This is a genomic window from Pseudopedobacter saltans DSM 12145, from assembly GCF_000190735.1.
Classification (GTDB): domain Bacteria; phylum Bacteroidota; class Bacteroidia; order Sphingobacteriales; family Sphingobacteriaceae; genus Pseudopedobacter; species Pseudopedobacter saltans.
On record NC_015177.1, the window covers coordinates 35,131 to 61,252 of the forward strand.

The 26,122-nt window shown below is 36.7% G+C and carries 14 protein-coding genes; 6 read left to right on the forward strand and 8 right to left on the reverse strand.

The window, feature by feature from the left end; all coding sequences use genetic code 11:
• Positions 1 to 4: 4 nt before the first annotated feature.
• Complete coding sequence (locus PEDSA_RS00165; RefSeq protein WP_013631124.1) at positions 5 to 721, reverse strand: hypothetical protein; 717 nt, start codon at positions 719 to 721, stop codon at positions 5 to 7.
• A 172-nt stretch (positions 722 to 893) separates the two neighbouring features.
• The gene (locus PEDSA_RS00170) at positions 894 to 1,112 is read right to left on the reverse strand and encodes a hypothetical protein (protein ID WP_013631125.1); all 219 of its coding nucleotides are present in this window, start codon (positions 1,110 to 1,112) and stop codon (positions 894 to 896) included.
• 455 nt (positions 1,113 to 1,567) lie between these two features.
• On the opposite strand from PEDSA_RS00170, the gene PEDSA_RS00175 reads away from it, so the two are divergent.
• The 4 genes from PEDSA_RS00175 (at position 1,568) to PEDSA_RS00195 (ending at position 7,973) form a co-directional block, all read left to right on the forward strand.
• A complete protein-coding gene (locus PEDSA_RS00175; RefSeq protein WP_013631126.1) occupies positions 1,568 to 2,128 on the forward strand; it encodes an AraC family transcriptional regulator in 561 nt (186 codons plus the stop codon).
• 139 nt (positions 2,129 to 2,267) lie between these two features.
• The gene (locus tag PEDSA_RS00180) at positions 2,268 to 4,469 is read left to right on the forward strand and encodes a heavy metal translocating P-type ATPase (protein WP_013631127.1); all 2,202 of its coding nucleotides are present in this window, start codon (positions 2,268 to 2,270) and stop codon (positions 4,467 to 4,469) included.
• 4 nt (positions 4,470 to 4,473) lie between these two features.
• A complete protein-coding gene (locus PEDSA_RS00185; RefSeq protein ID WP_013631128.1) occupies positions 4,474 to 4,683 on the forward strand; it encodes a heavy-metal-associated domain-containing protein in 210 nt (69 codons plus the stop codon).
• 455 nt (positions 4,684 to 5,138) lie between these two features.
• A complete protein-coding gene (locus PEDSA_RS00195; RefSeq protein ID WP_013631129.1) occupies positions 5,139 to 7,973 on the forward strand; it encodes a S8 family serine peptidase in 2,835 nt (944 codons plus the stop codon).
• 54 nt (positions 7,974 to 8,027) lie between these two features.
• Here the strand turns inward: PEDSA_RS00195 and PEDSA_RS00200 are convergent, their stop codons facing one another.
• On the reverse strand, positions 8,028 to 8,543 hold the full coding sequence (locus tag PEDSA_RS00200) for a thymidine kinase (protein WP_148233564.1): 516 nt from the start codon (positions 8,541 to 8,543) through the stop codon (positions 8,028 to 8,030).
• 224 nt (positions 8,544 to 8,767) lie between these two features.
• Here PEDSA_RS00200 and PEDSA_RS19365 point away from each other — a divergent pair, with 224 nt between their 5' ends.
• Positions 8,768 to 9,817 (forward strand): hypothetical protein, encoded by a 1,050-nt coding sequence (locus tag PEDSA_RS19365; protein WP_013631131.1) that lies wholly within the window; start codon positions 8,768 to 8,770, stop codon positions 9,815 to 9,817.
• Here the strand turns inward: PEDSA_RS19365 and rodA are convergent.
• The 5 genes from rodA to PEDSA_RS00230 form a co-directional block, all read right to left on the reverse strand.
• Positions 9,807 to 11,081: a rod shape-determining protein RodA gene (rodA, locus tag PEDSA_RS00210; RefSeq protein WP_013631132.1), complete on the reverse strand. Its 1,275-nt coding sequence runs from the start codon at positions 11,079 to 11,081 to the stop codon at positions 9,807 to 9,809. The two genes, PEDSA_RS19365 and rodA, sit on opposite strands and share 11 nt — an antisense overlap.
• Positions 11,074 to 12,993, reverse strand: a complete 1,920-nt coding sequence (gene mrdA / locus PEDSA_RS00215) for a penicillin-binding protein 2 (RefSeq protein WP_013631133.1) — start codon at positions 12,991 to 12,993, stop codon at positions 11,074 to 11,076. Before mrdA ends, rodA begins: the two co-directional genes overlap by 8 nt.
• A 69-nt stretch (positions 12,994 to 13,062) precedes the next feature.
• Positions 13,063 to 13,581 carry a hypothetical protein gene (locus PEDSA_RS00220; RefSeq protein WP_013631134.1) on the reverse strand — a complete coding sequence of 173 codons (519 nt, stop codon included), beginning with the start codon at positions 13,579 to 13,581 and terminating at the stop codon, positions 13,063 to 13,065.
• Positions 13,574 to 14,413: a rod shape-determining protein MreC gene (gene mreC / locus PEDSA_RS00225; RefSeq protein ID WP_013631135.1), complete on the reverse strand. Its 840-nt coding sequence runs from the start codon at positions 14,411 to 14,413 to the stop codon at positions 13,574 to 13,576. The genes PEDSA_RS00220 and mreC overlap by 8 nt, the downstream gene beginning before the upstream one ends.
• A 68-nt stretch (positions 14,414 to 14,481) precedes the next feature.
• Positions 14,482 to 15,504 (reverse strand): rod shape-determining protein, encoded by a 1,023-nt coding sequence (locus PEDSA_RS00230; protein ID WP_013631136.1) that lies wholly within the window; start codon positions 15,502 to 15,504, stop codon positions 14,482 to 14,484.
• A gap of 617 nt (positions 15,505 to 16,121) precedes the next feature.
• Between PEDSA_RS00230 and PEDSA_RS00235 the strand changes: the two genes are divergently transcribed.
• Positions 16,122 to 26,102, forward strand: a complete 9,981-nt coding sequence (locus PEDSA_RS00235; protein WP_013631137.1) for a T9SS type B sorting domain-containing protein — start codon at positions 16,122 to 16,124, stop codon at positions 26,100 to 26,102.
• Positions 26,103 to 26,122 lie beyond the last annotated feature (20 nt).

The window sequence follows — 26,122 nt, forward strand, 5'->3', positions numbered from 1 at the left end:
CGGCTCAATTGTTACGCTTGTCTTTGTTTCTAGCTTCATTTAACATGTTCTGAATAAATAGATTTCGACTATCCTCAATTCTTTTGCGAAGCTTTTCGTGTTTGTTCAAATAGGCAAGAACCTTTGGTGTGGGATGAAAAAAGATATCATGACCAACAGGTATGTAATTCCGTCGGATGTTATAATATGGCTTACATCCAAGCTCCTTCAATAGTTTATCGCATACATTAGCCTTACTTAATGAATTAGCAATAGTTATACGATAGGCAGTGTCGCTAATAGATCCAAATCGCAGAAATGCACCAGCAAGAAAGGCCAATTTTTCTTTTTCCTTTGGCATTATATTGTCTCTTAATTTACCTGTTAAAATCGGCTTGCCCTGTGTTGTATAAGAACTACTTTCAGTGTAACTGTAAAACCTATTAAATCTGTCCGCCAGGAATTTAGACGAGATTGTATTTGCTCCTATTTCTATCCCGTGATACACTTCATTTGGATAAGTCACTCTTATTAAAGAATCAATTATTGATTTCATTACACTTTCAGACGGATCATATCTATCTAATAAGTTTTCTTGTCTGGGATCCAGATTTCTTCCCATATAGTCTTTTAAGGTACCCAATATTAAAAACTCATTTAGAGATTTGTTTTCAGTCTGTGCAAGCGCATGGAAATTATATGGAAATATCCACGTCAGGAGTAAAAAGTATAATGTCTTCATGGTTTCTTATCCGACGGGCTTTACTTGTTTCCAAATTAGCCGCTTCTCAGTATTAAATATAAAGATTTATATTAATGTTATTAGAATAGTTCCTTATCTTAAGGATGTTTCTTTAATACGTTTTTGGGACTTCGTTTTTATCAAAATAGCTTATGTTCAGGTTTATAGCTTTTCAAAAGCCTTTTATCTTCTTATTATTAATAGTTAATACTATTACTCCAGTCCAGCGTTTGTTGATGTATAATCCTTCCGGTGCCTTTTCCAATATAGTAATTTGAACTTTTTCTGGTGTCAACCGATTGGCAAGTAAGTTCTTCAGCTTGATATTTGTTAGCTCATTTATAACAATTCCATTTGCTAATACTATAGGTGCATCATCTGTTTCCTGCAATGAGGCTTTAATTGATAAGGATTTTTATCTTTCATTTTAAAAGTTTGTGGAAGAGGACTTTAACTAGCAAACAGACGTATTGTACAGGTGAGTCAACAGGTGAGTCAAAGTGAGAATCAACCTAACTAAGCTCCACTCAAAAAGCCTTTAAAGCCTATTTAAATTTTTAATATTTACAACGGGTGATTTGCAGGAAATGTGTTTTGTGTAGTGTAATCAATTGTTTATAAAATGAATAAGCTCCAAACGGGGAGAATGGAGCTTAAACTAACCAATTATAAACCTAAATCAAATGATGACTCACTTAATCATGAAAAAACATTATCTGTTTTGACATTACAAATATAGGGGCTAAAGTGATATCATTTATCACCGTAAAGTCACCTATATGTAATGCTTTTGTTAACTCATTTGAGTGATTTTTGTGTTCTCGCGCAAAATTGCCAACTTTAAATATGCTAACTAAAATTTATATCAAAAATATGGTCTGTCCAAGATGTATAGCTTCTGTAAAGAAGGACCTGGAAGATCTGAACTATGAAGTGAATGATATAAAGCTGGGTGAAGTTTCTATAGTTGGCGAGGTAAATATACCGCTTATAAAGCAGAGACTGGAAGAAAGTGGATTCGAACTTTTGGAAGGTAAAAACACGCAAATCACAAATAGCATAAAATCTATCATAGTAGATCTGGTACATCATCACAATGGGGCATTGAAAGAAAATCTGTCGCAGGTTTTAACCAGAGAGCTTAATCAGGAATATTCGGTGCTCAGTAATATATTTTCATCGAAAGAAGGCCTTACAATAGAGCGATACTATATCTTGCAGCGGATAGAAAAAGTAAAAGAACTGTTAGAGTACAATCAATTAAGCCTGAAAGAAATTGCTTTTGATTTAGGATTCAGTAGTGTCGCACATTTATCTGCTCAGTTTAAAAAAGAAACCGGATTGAGTCCCAAACAATATAAAGATTTGGGAATGGCCGATAGAAAGCCAATTCATCAGATCCATTAGAATAATACAAGTACACGAATAAGATCACTTGTCCTAATTTGGATAGCAGAAAAATAATATAAACCTTAGCCATAATTATATAACACTTTGGGCCGCTACCTGACTTACTTTTGTAGTGATATTAATCATTATAAAAACTATGGTAGACAGCAAATCAGAAATATTTCCGGTAATCGGCATGTCCTGTGCCGGATGTGCCATAAGTGTAGAGAATGAGATCAGGTCTCTGGAAGGTGTAGATGAAGCATCTGTAAATTATGCCAATCAGCAATTAAAAGTTGTTTACGATAAAGAAAAAGTAAATCCGGAAACAATGAAAAATGCATTGTTAAGTGCAGGGTATGATATTATTATAGCAAAGGAAAATGCTTTTGAGGAAGCCGATCAAATGCGGCAGAAAGAATACGAGAAACTGAGACATAATTTCTATTGGGCGGTTATTTTAACCATTCCGGTTTTTGTAATAGGTATGTTTTTTATGGAAATGCCCTATGCAAACGAAATCATGTTTGTTTTTAGTACTCCGGTATTATTTGTTTTCGGCCGCCAATTTTTTAAAAATGCGGTAAAGCAATTCAGGCATGGATCAGCCAATATGGATACATTGGTTGCATTAAGTACAGGTATTGCATGGTTATTTAGTGTTTTTAATACTTTAAATCCTGAATATTGGCATCATAGAGGATTACACGCCCACGTATATTTCGAATCGGCTGCGGTCGTTATAACTTTTATCATGTTCGGAAGACTTCTGGAAGCGAGGGCAAAGCATGGAACTTCAGAAGCCATAAAAAAACTGATGGGCTTACAGCCTAAAACTCTTACCGTAATCCGGGATAATCAGGAACTGAATATACCAATAGCAGAAGTGCAGGTTGGAGATTTGATCTTAGTCAAGTCGGGAGAAAAAATACCGGTTGATGGCAAAATAGAGGAAGGGCAGTCTTATGTAGATGAATCTATGTTGAGTGGAGAACCCCTTGCAGTGGCAAAAGAAAAAGGCGCTCAGGTTTATGCGGGAACAATTAATCAGAAAGGAAGTTTCAAATTCCGGGCGCAACAAGTAGGCGATAAGACTTTACTTTCACAGATTTTGAAATTAGTACAGGAAGCGCAGGGATCAAAAGCGCCGGTTCAGAAGCTGGTTGATAGAATTGCGGGTATTTTCGTTCCTGTAGTGATCGTAATTGCGCTTGTCAGCTTAGTAGCCTGGTATTTATCTGGTATTGATAATGCGATAACTTACGGTTTACTATCTATGGTGACTGTTCTGGTCATTGCCTGTCCTTGTGCTTTGGGATTGGCTACGCCAACAGCGATTATGGTAGGGACCGGTAAAGGTGCAGAGCAGGGAATACTTATTAAAGACGCCAGTAGTCTGGAAATTGCAAAAGACGTTACTGCAATTATTCTGGATAAAACCGGAACTATTACCGAAGGAAGACCAGAAGTGATAGATAGTTTATGGTTGGAGAATTCCGAAGAAAATCAGGCTATTCTTTACAGTTTAGAGAAGGCGTCAGAGCATCCTTTAGCAGAAGCTGTTATTCAGCATTTGAAAGAAAGAGGAGTACAAGCGATGAATGTTCAGGCATTCGAAAGTTTAACAGGTAAAGGAGCGAAAGCCAGTTTCAATGGAAAAGACTATTACATTGGTAGCTCGAAATTGCTTCGGGAATTTGGATTGAGTATTGATGAAAATAGAATTGCAGAATGGCAGGAGCTAGGAAGTACAATTATTTATTTCTTTAGTACCGAAAAGCTAATCGCAGCTTTGGCAATTGCTGATAAAATAAAGGAAAGTTCAAAAGAAGCTATTGATTATTTACATAAAGAAGGGATAGAAGTGTATATGCTCACTGGAGATACACATTCTACAGCGGAGAAAGTATCAAGAAAAGTGGGCATTGATTATTTCTATGCAGAACAGATGCCCGGCGATAAGGCAGATTTCGTGAAGAAATTACAGCAGCAGGGCAAAAAAGTAGCTATGGTTGGTGACGGTATCAATGATGCGCAGGCGCTGGCACAAGCCGATATTTCCATCGCCATGGGAAAAGGTTCGGATATTGCGGTAGATACAGCAGGGATAACATTATTGTCTTCCGATTTGAGAAAAGTTCCGCAAGCAATTCAGTTATCCAGAAAGACGGTGTCCGCCATTAAGCAAAACTTATTCTGGGCATTTATCTATAACGTAATTGGTATTCCTTTAGCTGCAGGAATACTTTTTCCAATCAATGGATTTTTATTAAATCCGATGATTGCCGGAGCAGCCATGGCACTAAGTTCAGTGTCCGTCGTATTAAATAGTTTAAGGTTAAAAAACGCAAAAATTTAAAATCATGAATTCTTTAAAATTTAAAACAAATCTAAAATGTAGCGGATGTGTAACAGCTGTTGCACCAAAATTAGACGAGATCAAAGGAATAGATAAATGGGATGTAGATTTATCTTCACCAGAAAAAACACTAAAAGTAGAGGGAAATGTTCAGCCTGCTGAAGTAGAAAGAGCTTTTGAAAAAGCTGGCTATAAAGCAGAATTGGAACAATAAAGTCTGATAAAAAGCTTTGGTATTAAAGATTATCTGGTTCCATCCCAAATTAATAATGCAAGGTCCCCGCGATCAAAGGAAGCACAGATTTCGCAATGTCCAATATAAAAATGGTTGCAGTTTAGTTCAGACGGCACAACCGAGCCTCTTTTTCTTCAAAAAGGGATATGCTCTATATCCTTTTTTGAAGGAAAAGTTGGTGCGATACCATTTTTCCCTGAGCGCGAGGCAAGAGTGAAGGCCATAAAAAGAATATCGGCGTCAACCATGTTGGTAGAATACCTATGCGAAGAATGAAGGCCAGTTCGCCTCATAATTTGTCCCGAACTCCTGACTGCAGTTCGTTTTGTGGAGAGCTGAATCCTCATCCAAAACAAAGCAATAAATTTTTTATTACAGACATAAGTTGTAAACCCAAAAACACAACTTATATTTGGTTTTATAACCATAACTGAATGAAATATTTATACCAGATATTTATTCCCCTTATAGCGATAGTTACACTGGCTTTTACTAACAGTGACAATCCGGTTAAACAATCTTTTACGCTACCTGAAAATATTTCCTACGGAGATTATTTACCTAATACCATTATTGTTAAATATAAAAGCTTACCTGTTGCTACTTTGGCAGAGAGACAGGTAACTTCCAAAGAACTTTCCGGTATTGAAATTATATCGATGAAACCCGTGATAACTCAGCCCCTTAGAACATTGTCATATGCTGAGCAATCGAAGATTGACGATAATGGATTAAACAGAATTTATGCTATAAATTATAAATCAAAAAGAAATATTGAGTCTGTGATCAATCAGTTTTTAGCTGATGAAAATGTTGAATATGCCGAACCAAGTTATGTTTCAAAAACACTGGCTAGCCCAAATGATCCATTTTTTATAGGTGGCTCACAGCCTTATCTTAATCAGGTTAAGGCACCGCAGGCATGGAATATACAAAATGATGCAAACGCAGTAGTCGTGGCAGTCATTGATACCGGATCAGAACTGGCACACCCGGACCTGGCTGCAAATATTTTTATCAATTACAATGATCCTATAAATGGTATTGATGATGATGGCGATGGTTATGTAGATAATTATTATGGTTGGGATTTTGGAGGGGCCAGTTTAAATTCAACCCCGGATAACGATCCCAATGTTAAGGGGGCTGATGCAGATCACGGTGTGCATGTCAGCGGGTTGGTTTCGGCAGTAACAAACAACGGAATAGGAGTGGCAAGTATCGCAAAGAATGCAAAGTTGATGATTCTTAAAGCCGGTGTAGACGATGTGCCCAGAAGTGTATATTATGGTTATCAAGCAATTATTTATGCCGCAGATCACGGTGTGAAAATTATCAATTGTTCCTGGGGGAGTAATGGAAGAAGCAACTTCGAACAGGAAGTAATTAATTATGCGGTCAGCAAAGGTTGTTTGGTTGTAGCTGCGGCAGGTAACGACGGTAACGAAGTACCCGTTTATCCTGCGGCATATAGTGGAGTATTGGCAGTAGCAAATGTAACCGCTGAAGATATAAGAAACGGAGGTTCAAGCTATGGCTTTCATGTAGGAATCTCCGCGCCGGGGACATCGATTTTAAATACCACTTTTTCTGGTAGCTATGGCGTAAAAAGCGGTACTTCCATGGCAGCACCTTTAGTATCGAGCGCTGCAGCTTTAGTTGCTGCGAAATATCCCAATCTTTCTGGCGTACAAATTGGCGAGATTCTGAAACAGAGCACAGATGATATATATTCAATAACTCAAAATCAGGCTTATTTAAACAAGTTGGGAACCGGGAGACTTAATGTCGAAAAAGCGTTAAGCATAGCGGGAGGTCCTGCCTTGAAAAAACAGGGAATACTGATTCATGACGAAACAGGTTCGTTAATGGCTCAAAGTACAGCAACGTTTGATATAAGAGTCAAAAATATACTGTCGGATGCCAATGACGTTTTTGTCGAACTGGGATCTTTAAATGCTAATGTTAAAGTTGTTAATGGAAAAAGGCCTGTGGGATTCATGGCTGAAGGGGAAGAAAAGGAAATTAAGGGTTTGAGTGTGGAAATCGGAAATATCGGAGAAAATCAGGACGTGGTGTTTTATCTGGAGTACACTTCGAGTACACAAAATTATCGCTACAGAGAGTATTTTTCTGTTCCTATGAACAGAGATTACATTAACTATAGCTCTAAAGACCTGGCTACAACAATAACCAGCAATGGGAGAGTAGGATACAGTGATTTTGGAACAGAACAAGGTCAGGGATTTAATTATAAAGGTAGTAACCTGTTATACGAATGTTCTTTGATGATAGGCAACGCCAACAATCGGGTGTCTAATAATACGCGTGTAGATGGCCATGCTGACGAGCATTTTGTGAAAGTAAAAAGGGCACAACGGAAGTCTGCTGAATCCGGAGAGTTTTTAGCAGAATCTGTATTTAATGACTCCAATAGCCTATTTCCGTTGTCGGTGGAGGTTACTCACCGACATGTTTCTAAAGAAGATCAGGACTTTATTTTAGTTGAATATGAAGTGAAAAATACCGGAACCGAAGATTTGAACAATGTTTATTTGGGACTGTTTTCCGATTGGGATATCGGTGAAAGTGATAAAAACATCACCAAATTGAGCGAAGAAAACAGATTGGCTTATGCTTGCCCGGCAACCAATGCGCAAACCTTTGGAGGTTTAAGGTTGGTAACCGATCAGAAATTGAATTATTATCCAATGTCTTACATGATTCCGGGGGATTTTCTGGAAACAGGTGACTTCACTATTGAAGAAAAATACTTAAGCTTATCCAGTGGGATTGCTAAAAGGAGCCTGGGAGATGCATATGCTAACGGTGCAGATATCATGTATGTTTTAGGCGCTGGTCCATTTAAAATCCAAAAAGGTGAATCGGAAAGAGTAGCCTTTGCCTTTTTAGCCGCAGATAAACTGGACGATTTGATCGCTACCTCGCAAGCTGCACAAAAGGCATATGATGTTTGGGCTGAAAAAAGTAAGATTGTTAAATATGCCCTGATGCAAAATTATCCTAATCCGGTTATCAAAAGTAACAACCCAAAGACAACTATTAATTTGGAACTTCCTGAAGACAGTATGGTAACACTTAAAATTATAGATTTATTTGGCAGAGAATTTAAAACGGTTTGTCATCAAAAACTAACCCAGGGGAGACATGCCTTTGAAGTTGATATGAGTAATGCTTTACCCGGAATCTATTATGGTTATGCCAATTTTAATGGTAAAATAGCAGGTATTAAAATAGCCGTTGAATAAATAATCCTGAGCCGGGTAGCCGGATCAGGATTTATATTAATCAGGCGTTTATTCTTAATACGATGCTTTGTCTTCGTTGTAACAAACCCTGCAGCGAGGTTCGTAACTTTCTTTTTCGCCCAGCAAAACCTTATTTGGGTTGCTGTTTAACCTTAAACTATATAATGCGGGAGCACCACATTTCATACAAACTGCCTGCACCTTAGTTACATCTTCTGCGATAGCCATTAATGCAGGTATTGGTCCAAAAGGTTTTCCCGTGAAATCCATATCCAATCCAGCGACAATAACGCGGATCCCCTTATTGGCTAATTTTACACAAACATCAGGGAGTTCGTCATCAAAGAATTGAGCTTCGTCTATTCCGATAACTTCTACATCACTTCCATACAATAAAATAGCTGAGGAATTTTCTACCGGTATTGAAGGGATTGCATTGGCATTATGAGATACTACCGCGCTTTCATCATAACGGGTGTCTGTCTTCGGCTTAAAAATCTCTACATTTAGCTTCGCAATTTTTGCTCTCGTTAATCTCCTGATTAACTCTTCTGTTTTTCCAGAGAACATAGAACCACAAATGACCTCTATACTACCGCCAAACTCTTTATTCCTTTTCAAAATGTGAATCTCTGAATTATTGAAACCAAATTATCTTTAAATAAATAACCTTAAAAGCCTGTTTTTTGTGTTTACGGCTGTCAGGATATTTGCTTTTGTAAAAACTAATATCAGAATTTAAATGTTATTTTTGATAGCCAAATTACCAACGGTAATAAGCTAAAAGTAATTTTATGATGATGAATAAAGAAGATATCTTACGAAAAATAGGAAATATTTTACAGGAATTAAATGAACAGCATCAGTATTTAAGTGCTAACGAGCATGTGAATATTCTTGAGTTAGAGTTGTTTACCGCGAATGCGGATTTTCTGTTGGATCATATAGAAATCTTCAAGAAACTGAATGATAGAGACAGTAATCTACAGTTGCCAGCCGCATCTTCTGTCAAAGAGGAAGATCATTCTCCTAAAGAAGTTACAGAAAAGAAAGATGAGCCAGTTTTCGAAACTCCAAAAACTGTAGAAGAAACTCTAAAAGAAGAAGAAGCAGCTTTCAAATTTGATTTTCCTGAACCTACAGAAATGATCTTCGATTTTGAAAGAGATTTGCAGGTTGAAGAGGTGTTTGATAGAAAGCTTACTCACGAAGAACAGGAAGTTATAGATAAGCTTAAACAAACGGAGGGAAATCCGGAGAATGATTTTCCGGGGGAGACAATTGTTGAGCATGAGCTTATGGAGGTTGAAGAAGAAGAGCACTCTGAGTTTGACGAAAGGTCGAAGCCAGAGGATGATCTGTTACCAAAAATCGAGGAACCTATTGTTAAAGAAGATATTTTGGAAACTCCACCAGCTCCGGTTATTTCTAATGAGATACCTAAAGCAGAAATAGAAGTTCAGCCCTTATTTAGTGAGCCTAAGGAAGATCCAAAGCCAATATATGAGCCAAAGCAGGAGTCGACCGTAAAGGAAGAGTCGGAGAGAAAAATGTCTTTGAATGAAATTTTGTCTGCACAACGTAATCAGGCTTCTTACTCCAGACCTGTTACAGATTTGAAATCGGCAATTAGCCTGAATGATAAGATGATATTCATCAAAGACTTGTTTAATGGATATAATCTTGCTTATAGCGAAGCTATTGAGATTCTCAACCGATTTGACTCTTTTGAAGCAGCAGATAATTTCCTAATGAAAAATTATGCCGTTAAGAATAACTGGGCCGAAAAACAGCCTGTTGTTGATAGACTTTATGAGATCTTAAACCGTAAGTTTAGGAGTTAAGTCCCATTCTGTTCGAATCTAATTTTAATAAAATAAATAATAAAATAGTAAAGCTTAACAGGGATGAACCTCCGTAACTTAAAAAAGGAAGGGGAATCCCTATTACAGGCATAAGCCCTATCGTCATGGCTATATTAATAAAGAAGTGGCAAAAGACGATACAGGCCACACAATAGCCATATATTCTGCTAAAGGATGCTCTCTGTCTTTCTGCGATATAAATAATACGCAGCAATAAAGTGAGATAAAGGCCAACAACAACAAGACTGCCTATAAAACCCCATTCCTCACCTACGGTACAGAAAATAAAATCGGTGCTTTGTTCGGGAACGAAATTGAATTTCGTCTGTGTTCCCTGAAGATATCCTTTACCTTCCATACCGCCGGAGCCAATAGCAATTTTTGACTGGTTTACATTGTAACCAGCACCCCGCAAATCTTGTGTAATTCCGAGAAGAATATCAATACGGCCTTTTTGATGGGGCTTTAACACATTTTCGTAAACAAAGTCTACACTGAAAATGAAAACGATAGACAGTAAAAATCCAGCAATTACCGCAGTTATTTTTCTTCTGCTCTTTTGAAATTGATAGATTAACAGTCCTGCAATCGCGAGTAATCCTAAAATCACATAAAGTTTACCAAATAAGAGAGTGGTAACAAACAAAATAATCATCATTACGCCACAAATCAGGTAGTAAGGAGATAATCCCTCTCTGTATAATACCAGAATTAGCGAACCAAATACCATTGCAGAACCGGTGTCTGGCTGAAGCATAATTAAAAACATCGGAAGACCAAGAATGGCTGCACAAACGATTAATACCTTAAAATCCGTTAGTTTATAATTCCCTGTACTGATATATCTTGCCAAAAGCAAACTGGAAGACCATTTTGCAAATTCCGAAGGCTGAAGCCGGAAACTTCCGATAGGGATCCAGGCCTGATTACCTGCCACATTTCTGCCTATTACCAATACCAAAAGGAGTAACAGTATAGTGGCGCCGTAAAATATAGGCGAAAACGTGATAAAGAATTTACTGTCTAATAGCAATATGGTTAATCCGACCAAACCAGATATAATAATAAAGATAAGCTGTTTTCCAAAGTTGGTATTGATATCGAAAATTGAAGTCACTTCATCAGAATATACGGAGGCATAAATGTTAAACCAACCTATCGTTACCAGACACAGGAAAAGCAAAATAGTGAAGCCATCTACTCTAAAAAAGAAACCTTTATTATGTGTGTTGTAATTATTCATTTCCCTTTTTTTCTAATGAAAGTTGTGATGCAGTTATCGGTTGGCTATCTGCAGAATCTTTTTTTATGAGAGGTTTAATGGGCTTTTTTTGATAAGGTAGAAGATTAGCGTTTAATAACCTGTCTACATATGCTTTAGGCCTGCTGATATTTCCACTAATATATTGTTCTACCATTAAGCTAGCGATAGGAGCAGACCATGTAGAACCATAACCTGCGTTTTCTATTACAACGGCTATTGCAATTTTGGGATTTTCTCTTGGAGCGAACGCGACAAATACAGAGTGGTCGGCACCATGAGGATTTTGTACCGTTCCTGTCTTTCCGCACATTTCTATATCGGCAATTTTTGAATAATATGCGGTTCCGCTAGGCGAATTTACTACGTGGCTCATCCCTTCAACCACTGGTTCGAAGTATTGAGTATCAACTCCCACCGGAATTTTTTCGGTATATTCTTTTTTAATAACTTTTTTATCGCCAACAGCTTTAATCAGGTGAGGTTTATAGTAAAAACCCCGGTTTGCTATTATGGCCATTGTATTTGCCATCTGTAATGGCGTAATTCCAAGTTCTCCCTGACCAATAGAAAGCGAGATATTGAAACTGGAGCCCCATTTATTACTGCCCCACCTTTTGGTATAGAAGTCGGCAGTAGGTAATAATCCCTTTCTTTCAGCTGGTAAGTCTATACCCAGTTCTGTACCAATTCCAAATCGGGCAACTGCATTTCGCCATTTTGTATAGGCTAGATATGGTTTGGTATTAGTCTTATCTATCATACGGTTATAGATATAGCCATAATAAGTATTACAAGAACCTTCTATAGAACGGATCAGATTGGTATTCCCGTGTACGTGTGTACACCGCATAACTCCTCTCGAGCTGTAGCGGTAACCACCACCGCAGTAGAATGAAGTAGAGGCGGTTATAGCGCCAAATTGTTGTCCGATTAAAGCATTAATTACTTTAAAGATGGAACCCGGAGGATATTCAGCTTGTGTAGGCCTGATAAACATAGGTTTACTAGGATCCTTAAGCAGCTTCATATAGTTATTTCCCCTTTGCCGCCCAACCATCATATTGGGGTCGTAGCTTGGACTACTTACAAATGCCAATATTTCGCCGCTTGAGGGTTCTATAGCTACTACAGAACCTATTTTGTTTTTCATCAACTTTTCGCCCAGCAATTGGAGGTTCTTATCCATAGAAGATATCAATTTATCCCCCGCTATAGCTAAAGTGTCGTATTTTCCTTCGAAGAATGCGCCCTGTTCACGATTATGAACGTCCACCATGATATTTCTTACTCCTCTTTGTCCGCGAAGCAAGTCTTCATATGACTTTTCTATGCCTGATTTACCGATATAGTCGCCTTGTCTGTAAAATCCTTCAGATTTTTCAATTTCCCTATCATTTACCTCGCCAATGTATCCTAAAAATTGTGCTGCGGTTGAATCCGGATAATATCTTACGGATCTGTTTAAGACATAAAATCCCGGAAATTCAAAAAGCTTTTCCTGAAAGGCGGCATAAGTTTTTGCCGACAACTGCTTTTCAAAAAGGGAAGCCCGGTATTTTGAATAGGTTACCGCTTTTTTATATTTTTTATCAAATTGTTCTTTGGTAATATCTATCAGACCACAAAATTCCAGGGTGTCAAAAGCTTTGACCTGCGCTGGAATAACCATCAAATCGTATATCGGTTCGTTTTGGACCAAGGTTTTTTGATTCCTGTCCAGGATGATTCCCCGAGCCGGATAAATAACCAATTTTCGAAGTACGTTGTTATCTGCAGATAGCTTGTATCTGTCATCAACAACCTGTATATAATAGAGTCGGGCAAGTAAAGTCAGGGATACCAATATAAAGATGCCCTGGATAACATATTTCCTGGCAAAAAAACTATTCATTCTGTCGCGTTGTGGTTTGCAAAACTACGGCAAAACAACCATAGATAAAAATGGCTAAAGGAAGGGAACCTAACTCCGTTGTTTTTTCTTGTAGAATACCAATTCTGTTACAAAAATTAGCACTATAGTCAAACCCGAGCTAATAAAAACTCTTCCTAATGTATTGCCTATTTCCGAAAATCTAAAGACTTCCAGATTGAAAACAAAAAAATGATGAATCAGAGTGAGGATAACAGTATAGAAGAAGAACCATCTAAACCCCATAATACCAAGGGTAGGTTCGGGTTCACTATCATAATTATCCTTTTGCACAGTGATATTAATAAAAAATACACGTATTAAGGCAAGCACAGTACAAGCTGCTGCATGCAGACCCAATGTATCGTTAAACAAATCAATGGTTATTCCCAAAAGAAATGATAAGATAAACAGCAACCAGGTTGGTGTTTCGAAAGGCAGTAGTAAAATAAACAGAATATAAAGAAATGGAACATTGAGATTATAAAATACCATATTCTTTAATAGGAATACCTGTACAAATATAAGAACGATAAATCTTAAGATATTTTTAAATAATACACTATTCATTTATGCTTTCTTTATTTTGTTCTTCTAAAAGAGCCTGTTCTTCTGCAAAGAAATTCCTTATCACATATACGTGTTGCAGAGAATAAAAATCTGTTGCTAATTTAACGTTGATATCTAAGAAATTACCACCTCCTTTTACCCCTGATGCTATCACAGTACCTACTATAATCCCTTTAGGGAAAATTCTGCCCAAACCAGAGGTAACTACTTTCATACCTTTTTTGATATGAAGCTGATTAGGAATATCTGATAAGGTTACAACATTAGGATCTTTTCCGTTCCACATTAAAGGACCGAAATAGGGAGTTCCTTCTATTAAAGAGCTAATTCTTGTATCTTCGTGGAGAACCGATTGTATTGAAGCGAAATCTTTGGAAACATTCCATACGATACCAACAACACCTGAAGGGCCAATTACACCCATACCTTTTTTAATTCCATGTAGAGAACCTTTGTTGATAGTAAGGTAATTATTCCTGGAAGTAATAGTTTTATTGATTACCTGGGCTTCCAGATACTCGTATTGCACACGATGTACCGTATCTTTTATCAATTGCGTTTTTAGGCTGTCAGAGAAAAATGAGGAGGGGAGCATATTTCTCAACCTTGCATTTTCTTTTGCCAGACTATCGTTTACAACATCTAAATGCAGATACTTGGTAACCCCACTAACCTGATTGTAGATATTGCCAATAATTTGATTGGAAGAATTTAACGTACTCGCTCTTTGGAAATCGTTATTGCGGACCAATAAAATGATAGAGGTAGTAAAAAAGATAACGAATAAAAAGAAGGCGTTATAATTACTAATAAACCTCCAAAGATTGCGCATAGTATAATTAGCTATAAAAAGCCAGAAATAAAATGTTTTAGTCTTATTTCTGGCTCCTGTTATCTATTTTATTGTAATAAAAACTTAAAGTTTTGCGTGTTCTTAAGAGCGATACCTGTACCTCTTACAACTGCTCTTAGCGGATCATCCGCCACGTGTACAGGTAATTTAGTTTTTGCACTGATACGTTTATCCAAACCTCTTAGTAATGCACCACCTCCGGTTAGATAAATACCAGTTTGGTAAATATCAGCAGAAAGTTCTGGTGGAGTAATCTCTAATGCCTTTAAAATAGCTTCTTCAATTTTAGAAATAGACTTATCTAAACAATGCGCTATTTCGGTATAAGATACTGTAATTTGTTTAGGAACTCCAGTCATTAAATCACGGCCCTGAACAGCAAAATCTGCTGGCGGCTCCTGCAATTCCGGTAAGGCAGAACCTACTTCTATTTTAATTCTTTCTGCAGTTCTTTCCCCAATCATGATGTTATGCTGACGGCGGATATAGTTAACGATATCAGAGTCGAAATTATCTCCGGCAGTTCTGATCGACTGATCGCAGACAATACCAGATAATGCAATAACGGCGATTTCTGTTGTGCCACCACCAATATCTATAATCATATTACCCATCGGTTCTTCCACATCGATACCAATACCCACTGCAGCAGCCATAGGTTCGTGAATAAGATAAACTTCTTTAGCACCCGCTATTTCTGCCGAATCCTTAACCGCTCTTTTTTCAACTTCGGTAATTCCAGAAGGAATACAGATTACCATTCTTAATGAAGGGAAAAACCAGCCTTTACCGTTATTGATCATTTTTATCATGCCACGAATCATGTGCTCGGCAGCATTAAAGTTAGCTATTACACCATCTTTTAAAGGACGTACCGTTTTGATGTTCTCGTGGGTTTTACCCTCCATTTGCATCGCTTGTCGGCCAATAGCAATAACTTTATTTGTTGTTCTGTCAAATGCAACGATAGATGGTTCGTCTACAACCACTTTGTCGTTATGTATAATGAGGGTATTTGCGGTACCCAGGTCAATAGCAATTTCTTTTGTAAACCAATTAAATAAGCCCATTTATAACTTAGTCTTTTTATGAGTTGCAAAGGTGCAAAAAAAAAATGTTCTTAAATAGAACAAGTCTGATATTTAAGATTGTAAAAATATCGTTTTTTATTTTGTTTTAAAATTAATCTCTCGAGTATTTTTTGCTGAATTGTTAATAAATCAGCTTTTTGTTTTTGATTTTTCGAAAAATGCATTTGTCAAAAATGATTCAATCCAAAATATTTTGGGATATTCATACATCCTAAACTTAAAATCAGGAGTCTTATTGTTTGGACCTTTTAATTTTTTAATAAAATTTAGAAAATTACTAGTGATTCTGCTTTAACACCCTTCTCGGCTTTCTATAGAATAAAAGGTTTATTACATCTACTGACTTGCTGCCGATTTTTATAAGTCGGATAAATTGAGCCCGATGGAGGCAAATATGAACTTCGGATGTATAGTTAATAACTGAAATTGATGTTTCAACCTGATTTTAGAAAATTCTCAGTTCCAGTCTGAATTAAATTAGTCCAAAATGATAATTATGGACTAATTAATTTTGTACGCTCAAAGTAGAGGGTTTAGTTTTGGGGATTATTTTTATTGGATTGAATAAAAATTTTTACTATACCACCTAATGTAATATGGATATAAACTCTACTCCAAAGAGATTTGTTACTTTTTTTAAGAAGAAGGCGCTTTTTTTGTTTATTCTGTTAAGTCTTTTTGCCCAATCATCGTTTTCTCAACAACACAATGAATATTGGACAAATAACGGACGTGTGTTAACGGACGATTATAGGATTAATTTCAAGTGGAATAGACTACCAGATTGGGGAGGATCGGACAACCAAAGTAATATGCAAATTAAATTAGGACTGGATGGCCAAGATCAAGTACATATCTATAACGTAACTACTACAGGGTCTTTTTTTCGTTCTGATTCTGTGTTTCGAGCCATAGGTCCTAATCGTAATTATAGTTATTGGTTAAAATACGTTACTGAAGAAACTGATTATGTATTTACTCAGGAATTACATTGGGCGGAGATATCAGCATCAGGTACAACACCAAAGCTTAAAGCTCCTAAAAATGTTAAAATAACAGAGACTCCAAATATTTCGAAAGGGCAGGTTTATCCAACAATAACCTGGGAAAAGCAAACAGCTGTTCCAGATGCGCACATCAGATATAATGTTTATAGGAAAAAAGGAAATGAAGCTGCAGTGTTATTGGCTAATCTTTCTGCACATGTATTTAGTTATACAGATGATTCTTTAATAGAATCTGCAGATTATACCTATTCGGTACAAACTGTTTTGGCTCTGGATAATACACCTGTTGGATGGAACAGTAATCCTGCTACTGATTTCGATCCTGCGGTAGTCGCCGGGACTTTTAAATTCTCTAACGCAGATATTACTACAACACTAGATCAAAATGGAAGAGTAAGATTAAGCTGGAATCAGGTAAGAGGAATTGCGGGTTTAGAAAATTTAGTATTATATAGAAATGGAGAAGAATTAGTTCAATTTTCAAAAAACACTACCTCTTATAACGATTCTGATATATTACCGGGGATGTTTTATCAATATTCTATCGGGTATATTACCGATGGGCTTTCCGGAATTGATTATGAAAATTGGAGATCTAAAACTTTCGATGGTAAATCTCAGGCCAATGGGAAAATTAGTGGATATGTTAAGGGTAAAACCAATGCCGGGGTAGAGGGTGTTGTTGTTACAGCAACAACAAAATCAAACGTTTATAACGGTAAGACTACCGAACCTTATACCTACAGCGCAACAACAGATGCTTCTGGGTATTACGAGATCACTAAAGTTTTTTATGGGGAAGGGGCCAATTATGAAATGAGACCTCAAATGCCAGGTTATAATAAACCTAGGTTTGACCCGGAAAAGCTGTCCAGAAGTTTGTCATTTGATGAGTCGAACCGGCAAAATGTAAACTTTACAGATACAGCTTCTTTCGCTATTAACGGCAGGGTAAGTTTTGCAGCTATCAAAGATTCTCTGGATAATGATGTTTTTCTGCCAGTGCAAGATGCCGAAGTTTGGTTAAACGGAAAGAATTCGGCCGTTAAGACAGACGCAAAAGGACTTTATAGTTTGTCTATTACCAATGCTGGTTTGTATACCGTTCAAATAAAATATAAAGATCATCCTATATATTTTAGTGGTACAACTGATACAGTAAAGTCGTTGTATGTTAATAATTTGATGTCTAACGTCGATTTTATTGATACAAAAACAGATACTTTAACTATAAAAGTTGCGGCAAGTTGCGATGCTCCAATTGGAGAATATGTGACATTCTTGTTGAAATCAGAAAATGCTGGCTATGTATCGGCAAATTCTTCTGCAAAATATGCGAAAAAATTGCATATCAGCTCCAATGATTTAGAAAGCGGAAGCCCTAAAAATCCTGGTCAGCCGACGAGAGGAGAGGTAAAGGTTATTTTACCAGCTACTTCTTTCGAAGGTCAGGTTCTTCAAATTTCCGAAAAAGGAGGTATCAACTCTAATAAACTAGAGTATTTTACCAAAACTTACAATATACAAAAGGTTAGTTTGGCAGAACGCTTGAAGGAACAGAAGATAGACACGACCTACAGTATAAAGACTATTAAGGCCGATACTACCTTTAAGCCAGATGGTAGTATATATAAAATTATACCTTCAAGAAAGGATACTACAATCAATGTAGATACAACATATCTTGTTAAAAAGCCTTTAATGGATTTTATTTATCATGACAAACTCAAAGTTCTGGTAAATAATAACAATCCTGCTTTTGTAGATTCTGTTCAATTTGCACCTGGTAATACCTATAAGTATTTATTAGCTCAAAATGACAAACACCTTATAGATGTTAAAATTCAAGAGACTTATACTTATGATGGTATAACTTATAGTTGTACTTTGGATACAGGAACTGTATATATATATGATGGTATTTCGGATCTCGTGGATAGAAAGGAATATGCTTTAGATAAGATAAGCAAAAATGTGAGGCATACGATCAAGGTAGGTAATCCAGTTTTAGAAGCTCCTTATGAAAAAAATATACAGATTGTCGGAAAGGTAGGAAGTAGGCAGGCGAGTGCTATTATCAATGCAGTAGTAGAAGGTGAAAGGCCTCGTAACGCAACATTTGTTAGTAGAACACCTAGCATTCCATTTTTTGTGTTACATGATCCTCCCGGAGACAGATCATACGCTAAAATAAGTAAAGGAACTACATTTTCTAAAACAGGTACCACTTCGTTCAAATTTGGAGGAGGGGCCGGAGCTTATTCAGATATCAAAGCTGGGGTAGGTTCAAATATTCCTTTTGTTGGTAAAACAGGAGGAGGTGTCCATATACAAGCAAAAATGGAAGCTGGCAGAGATAATAATGAGGGCCTTGTAACGAACACCACATTTACCTTTACTGAAGATTTTTATACATCAGGCGAACCAGAATTTGTAGGTGAAGACGGAGATGTTTTTGTAGGAGCATCTATGAACATGGTTTATGCCATGACCGATGTGTTGAAATACGATGCTTCCAAGAAGGGAATGGTTAGAGATACGTCAGTTGCCATGAATTTGAATGACTTTGGGACTGTTTTCGTTTATACTCAACATCACATAAAGAACGTCTTGTTACCTCAATTAAGAACATTGTATTCTATATCAAAGACTAAGTATGACGAAGCGTACTTTAAGCTGAAAAGCAATAGCTCATCTATTAAACCAGAAGAGGTTGATAAGTTGAAGAGAACATATTCTGAATACGAGGCAGATATTACAGGCTGGGAGAAAACTTTAGAAGAAAATAAAAAGGATAAAGCGCAAGCAGGAGAAATAAATGCAGGTGAGAACCTTAAGGGAATTGTTGGGAACAATATTTCATTTAGTGCGGGCGCAATTTATGAGAATACCTTAACAACACAAAAAGATACTACGGACGTTACCGAAACACAAATTTATTTAAACACCGAAGGTAATGTAGGTGGTTTTGTGAATAGTGGCGAATCAAACGAAAAGGAAATTGGAGCTTTATTCTCGCTGAGATTCAATTGGGATTCAAGTACCGAAACTACCAACGGTAATACACAAACTACTTTCTATCATTTAGAGGATGATGATATTGGCGATTTCTTTTCGGTAGACTTAAAGAAAAATAAAAAATATGGTACTCCTGTTTTTAAAACAGTATCAGGTTCATCCAGTTGTCCACATGAGCCTGGAACTCAATATCGCCATCTGCCAAATATCGCGGTAAGCGGAGCGAACGAACAACGTAATGTTCCTTCGGATCAACCAGCAAAATTTGAGGTTTTAATCTCAAATAGAAGCGAGAGCGATGAGACCGTAGAGTACGGTATTAAGTTAATACCAACTAGCAATTTAGGAGGAGCGAGAGTATTAGTAGCGGGTCAAGATGTGACGAATGGTCAGGCTAACTTTGTAATACCAACCGGTAAGAGTTTCAAATTACCAGTAGAGGTTTATAGAGGAGCATTATATAGTACCTATGAGGGCTTAACTTTAGCAATGTTCTCTGCATGTGATAACTCATTGGAGGATGTTGATGATGATAATATAGCAAAACCAACCGTTAAACTGAATGCCTATTTCCAAAATAAGTGTAGTGAAATAGATTTGTTCTTACCAGGTAATAACTGGTTGGTGAATCAATCTAATGGTAATAAGCTGTATGTAGCGTTTAGCAAATTTGATGCGTCGGAAGCTTCTCCGTTAACAAGTGTTGCTTTACAGTACAGAAGAATTAATCAGGATTATGAGAATTCCTTATGGCAAACGGCAATAGATATTCCTAAATCAGAACTTAAGGATAAGTATTATGATTATACTTTTGATGTAAGTACGCTTCCTGATAGTAAGTATGAATTACGGGCTTTGGCTATTTGCGAAGGCGTAGATGTAAATTATTCTCCTGTATATACTGGAGTAATTGATAGATCTGCAGCGATAGCATTTGGTCTGCCTACACCTTTAAACGGTATCTTGACTACAAGTGATGTGATGAGCGTGACCTTTAATAAGGATATCACAAACTCAGCAAATGTAGTTTTAAAACGTAAGGATAATGGACAAATTATTCCTGCGACACTTGTTTACAACGATAAAACTATCGTGATTAAGACAGTTCCGGAAGCTGCAATTGCAGATTATGAGATGATGGAGTTGAATGCTACAGTTAAGAATCTTAGAGATGGTAGTGGAAATGTTCTAACAGATAGCGTTTCATGGAACTTCGTTGTCAATATGAGTCCAATTTACTGGTCTCCGGCAAATATCGATGTTAATGCTATTGAAGGTGTTCAATCTAGCTTTAGAGCTAAATTGGTAAACAAATCGGCACTAAATCAAAACTTTAGAATAGAGAGATTTCCAAGTTGGTTAACGCCGTCTATACGTAATTCCAGGATTGTTCCACTAGGAGAACAAAATGTGGATTTCTTAATAGATCCAAACTTAAATACAGGAACCTATACCGACACGGTATTTACCACTTGTGATGGTAAAAGGCAGTTGTTATATGTTACCGTAAATGTGCTTAAAACACCACCAAACTGGGCGGTAAATCCATCTAAATTTAGATATAACATGAGTTTTGTTACTCAGTTTAGTTTAGACGATACTGATGTAGCGACTTCTACAGATATCAGAGATATTATGGGAGTTTTTGCTGGAGACGAATGTAGAGGTTTAGCAAATATAGAATATGACTATGCAAGCAAAAAGTATGTAGCTTACGTAACAGCGTATGCTAATAAATTAAGTAACGAGAGTTTAAGTGTGCGTTTCTGGGATACTTATCCGGGTATAGAATATCAAAGTAAAGAGCGAATAAACTTTGTGTCTAACGGAATTGTGGGCAACGGGAATAATCCTTATATATTACATCCAGAAGGGGTTTTCCAAACAATACCTTTAAAAGCAGGTTGGAACTGGGTTTCTCTAAATGTCGAAAATGCCGACATGAGAGTAAGTAAGGTGTTCAGTAAACTAAAACCTACTAGCGGTGATATTGTAAAAACCTTAAGTGCTAAAAAACCTTATGCACAATATAATGCTAAAACTGGCTGGACGGGACCTCTAGATTCATTAAATATTTACCAGTCTTATATGGTATACTCAGCTAAAGCTGATACCATAAGAGTTTTAGGACAATTGGCTAGCCAAAGAGTAGACGTAGAGTTGAAAGATGGTTGGAATTGGCTAGGCTACCCTATGGCGGTAAATATGGAGCTTAATAATTACTTGAAAAATTATAGCTTCTCTGATGGTGCTACCGTTAGCAGTCAAGAGGAATTTGCACAATACAATGCAGCTTCTCAAAGATGGTCTGGTAGTTTGAAATATTTACGTCCAGGAAAAGGGTATAAATATTTTGTAGAAGGAGATCATTATGCTATACCGGTGGTCACTTATCAGCCAGATTTAAGTCCAAATATACTGGCAGATATTCCGCCAGTGAAAACCGGAATACAAAAAGTTATTGCATTCGATAATGCAATGGACGTGAACGATGTGAATAGTGGTAATCAGGTGAACTTAGATATAGCCAGATTTGAAAATAACATGTCTTTAACGGCAAAAATTAACTTAAACGGTTTAGATATTACTGAACCAGGGAGGTTTGAGATTTTTGCTTATGTAGATGGCGAATTGGTAAATTATGTAGATACTTTAGTAAATGGGTTAAGTTTTGTATCCATAAATAGTAATGTGGAAGGGGAAGATAAACCCGTTGTAATTAAAATTTACGATAGAATAACAGGAAGAACATATACTGCAAAATCTGATTTACCAGCAACGCCTCAACCGGCTCCACAGCAGCGAATGATGTTGAGAACGATGTTAAGAAGTACAGCTCCGGTAGATGAACCTATTACTACACAAAGAGCAGATGAAGTCTTAGGTACGCCAGAGCATCCTGTTTCTTTTAAAGTGATGGGCGACGCTGATATTGAGGTTTACAATAGCATCAGCAGAAACCTGATTAATATTGGCGATACGCTAAAATATACCCTGAAGTTCAAAAATTTAGGACCAGATGTAGCGGTAAATTCGGTATTAGTAGATACATTAAGTAGCGGATTAGAGTTTGTTTCTGCGACGAATGGTTTAACCTATGATGCGGCAACGAATACCTTAAAGGCAACTAAATTGCAATTAGGAGTAGATGAAATAGCTGAATATAAAGTTGTGCTTAAAGCATTAACTGTAGGTAATAAATTCTTTGGAAGAGGAGCTGTATCTTCAAATAATGATGTAGATGATTCTAACAACAGTTTCATCAGGCATACAGTAAGTGTTGCAGACCGTAGGGCGGATGTATACGTAGAAACGCAAATTAATCGAAACAAGTTATACAAAGGCGAAGATTTAATTTACACCATTAAAATTAAAAATAACGGGCCTGATGTGGCTAAAAACGTTACTTTAGTAGATGCGATTCCAAATGAATTTGAATATGTAACCGCATTAAATGGTACGGTTAATTTTACTAAAGCTGGACAAATCGTTAACCTATCTCAAGCTCAAATACCATCAGGAGGAGAGGCAGTCTATTCGCTGTTATTAAAGGCAGTAGATTTTGGAAATGTCAATCTAGGCCTGGGCCATGTTGCTGCGTCAAATGATAATAATATCGACTTTGATAACAATTCGATGAATAAGCAGCAAGTCGAAATTTTAGATAACAGAGTTGACTTAGTGATAAGTTCTGAGGTTTCTAAACCACGTTTAAATATTGGTGATTTGATGAAATATACCATCGTCATTAAAAATGTGGAACAGGATTTTGCAATGAACTATAACCTGGTAGATACCTTAAGTACAGCATTTGAATTTGTTTCGGCGACAGGTGGAATCACATATAATGCATCAAACCGTACTTTAACGGCCGATAAAGCTAAAGTTAATGGAGAAGAGGTAATTCGCTACGAAATAACTTTGAAAGCCGTTGCCGTAGGTAATCAAAAGATAGGTGCTGGTTTGGTAACGGTACTTAATGATATCAATCTTGACAATAATAAGGTAAACGTAATTCCGGTAATTGTTGAGGACAGAAGGGCAAATGTTTGGGTAAATACTCTGATAAGCAAAACGAAGTTAAATAAGAGTGAAGAATTAGTTTATACCATTAATGTAAGCAATAATGGACCAGATATAGCTTACAACTTTAAGCTACAAGATATCCTTCCAGCAGGCTTTGAATTTGTGTCTTCAACAGGAGGATTGGCTTATGATGCCGCAACAAGGAAAGTTTCTGCAAGCAAATTGCAAATGAAATCGGGTGAGGAAATTTCCTATACGGCAACCTTAAAAGCTTTAACCAATGGAACTTTCTTATTGGGGAATGGAAATATAGCTGCTGATAACGATAATGATATCGATTTTGATAATAATACAATCAGCCAGATTGCTGTTGTTGTCGGAGAAAATAATGTGGATTTTGCAGTAACGAAAGCCTTAAGCCGCAATCGTTTAAATATCGGAGATCAGTTAACATACACATTAAGGGTTAAAAATAACGGACCTGATTTTGGAATAAATTATAACTTGACAGATACCATAAGCTTTGCCTTTGATATTGTTTCTTTATCAGACGGATTGTCATTTGATATCAATAAAAGAACATTAACAGCAAGCAAAATACAAGTTGCTGCCGGAGAGGAGTTACACTATCAGGTAGTTTTAAAAGCCAATGCTGTAGGCGTACAAACTTTGGGCAAAGGTTTAGTTACCGTTTTTAACGACACCGATTTATCTAACAATAAAATTCAGCATACCAATGTAAATGTAGTTGATAGAAGAGCTAACGTTTGGGTAAGCAATCAGGTTAGTACAAATCAATTAAATAAAAGTGAAGAGCTTACCTATACCTTGTTAATCAGTAACAGCGGTCCGGATGTAGCTAATAATTTTAAATTACAAGAAAGCATTCCGGCAGGTCTGGAGTTTGTACGAGCTACCGGCGGTATAAAATATAATGCAACAAACAATACGATTACAGCTAGTAAACTTCAAATTAAATCTGGAGAAGAAGTAGAATATACAGTGGTATTGAAAGCGATAGTTGCGGGTACTATAAAGCTGGGTAACGGAGCAATTGCAGCTGATAACGACAACGATGTTGATTTTGACAACAATTCGATCAGCCCAATATCAGTTAATGTAATTGATAATAATGTTGATTTTGCTGTATCGTCAAAAGTGAATCGTCAGCGTTTAAATATTGGAGACGAATTGGTTTACGCTGTTTCAGTAAAAAATAATAGTGCCGATTTTGGTATCAACTATAAGTTAGTAGAGACTTTAAATAAAGCATTCGAGTTTGTATCTGTGACTGGAGATGCTGTTTACGACGCTATAAAACATACTGTATCTGCAACTCAAACAAGAGTTGAAGCAGGAACTAATTTAGAATATCAAATCTTATTGAGAGCGAAGACAGTAGGAACCCAACTTTTAGGAAATGGATTGGTATCCGTTAATAACGACATCAATCTTGCTAACAATACTTTCGCTCCGATAGCTGTTGAAGTAGTGGACAAAAGAGCAGATGTTACGGTAACCAATGTAATTAGCCGCAGCCAGTTAGCCAAGGGAGAAGAATTAACTTATACCATTAAAGTGAGAAATAATGGTGTCGACTTAGCGAAGAATGTAATGCTAAAAGATATCTTGCCATCAGGTTTAGAGGTGATATCGGTAGCAGGAGATGCTAGTTTTAATGCTGCAACAAGAATGCTATCAGCGAGTAGGTCGACTCTTCTTGCTGGACAAGAAGCTATTTATGCTATTACATTGAGAGCAAATGGTGTTGGTGTATTCCAATTAGGTAATGGTGCGGTAAATGCTGATAATGATAATGATGTTGATTTTGATAATAATACCATCCCTGCTTTAAATGTTAACGTAATAGATAACAGTGTTGATTTGGTAGTAAGTAGTCAGGTTGATAAAGCAAGCCTAAACATAGGTGAAGTATTCAACTATAGTATCAAGGTTAAAAACAACGGACCTAACAATGCAATAAATACGGCATTAGCAGATCAATTACCTGTTTCATTCGATTTTGTGTCATCATCTAATAATATTACTTATGATCGTGAAACAAGAACACTAAAGGCTACACAAGCCAATATTAATGCTAATGAAGAGGTAGTATATACCATTAAACTTAAAGCAAATACTTATGGCGTACTGATGTTAGGTAATGGTGCTGCCACAACTTTAAATGAAAGTAACGAATCCGATAACAAGGTAGGTTTAGTTTCTGTAGAAGTGGTAGACCCTAGAGCTACAGAAGCAAAAATTCTTATCCCAACTTTATTTACCCCTAACGGAGATGGAATCAATGATATGTTTGAAATATTGGGGTTAAATGAATATTACGTGTCTAATAGCTTAACTATCTTTAATAAGAGCTACAATGTGGTTTACAAAAAAGACAATTATCAGAACGATTGGACAGGAGATAGATTACCAATGGGCTCATACGGCTATATCCTGAAAACAGTAGATAAAACGGGTAAAGAGCGTGTGTTTAAAGGAACGGTAACAATTATTTACCAATAAAAAGCTTCGTGGTTAGATTT

Bases quoted from the DNA above. Each gene is read 5' to 3' on its own strand.
- PEDSA_RS00165 (WP_013631124.1), bottom strand. From the start codon at position 721: ATGAAGACATTATACTTTTTACTCCTGACGTGGATATTTCCATATAAT.
- PEDSA_RS00175 (WP_013631126.1), top strand. From the start codon at position 1,568: ATGCTAACTAAAATTTATATCAAAAATATGGTCTGTCCAAGATGTATA.
- PEDSA_RS00180 (WP_013631127.1), top strand. From the start codon at position 2,268: ATGGTAGACAGCAAATCAGAAATATTTCCGGTAATCGGCATGTCCTGT.
- PEDSA_RS00185 (WP_013631128.1), top strand. From the start codon at position 4,474: ATGAATTCTTTAAAATTTAAAACAAATCTAAAATGTAGCGGATGTGTA.
- PEDSA_RS00195 (WP_013631129.1), top strand. From the start codon at position 5,139: ATGAAATATTTATACCAGATATTTATTCCCCTTATAGCGATAGTTACA.
- PEDSA_RS00200 (WP_148233564.1), bottom strand. From the start codon at position 8,543: ATGTTCTCTGGAAAAACAGAAGAGTTAATCAGGAGATTAACGAGAGCA.
- PEDSA_RS19365 (WP_013631131.1), top strand. From the start codon at position 8,768: ATGATGATGAATAAAGAAGATATCTTACGAAAAATAGGAAATATTTTA.
- rodA (WP_013631132.1), bottom strand. From the start codon at position 11,081: ATGAATAATTACAACACACATAATAAAGGTTTCTTTTTTAGAGTAGAT.
- mrdA (WP_013631133.1), bottom strand. From the start codon at position 12,993: ATGAATAGTTTTTTTGCCAGGAAATATGTTATCCAGGGCATCTTTATA.
- PEDSA_RS00220 (WP_013631134.1), bottom strand. From the start codon at position 13,581: ATGAATAGTGTATTATTTAAAAATATCTTAAGATTTATCGTTCTTATA.
- mreC (WP_013631135.1), bottom strand. From the start codon at position 14,413: ATGCGCAATCTTTGGAGGTTTATTAGTAATTATAACGCCTTCTTTTTA.
- PEDSA_RS00230 (WP_013631136.1), bottom strand. From the start codon at position 15,504: ATGGGCTTATTTAATTGGTTTACAAAAGAAATTGCTATTGACCTGGGT.
- PEDSA_RS00235 (WP_013631137.1), top strand. From the start codon at position 16,122: ATGGATATAAACTCTACTCCAAAGAGATTTGTTACTTTTTTTAAGAAG.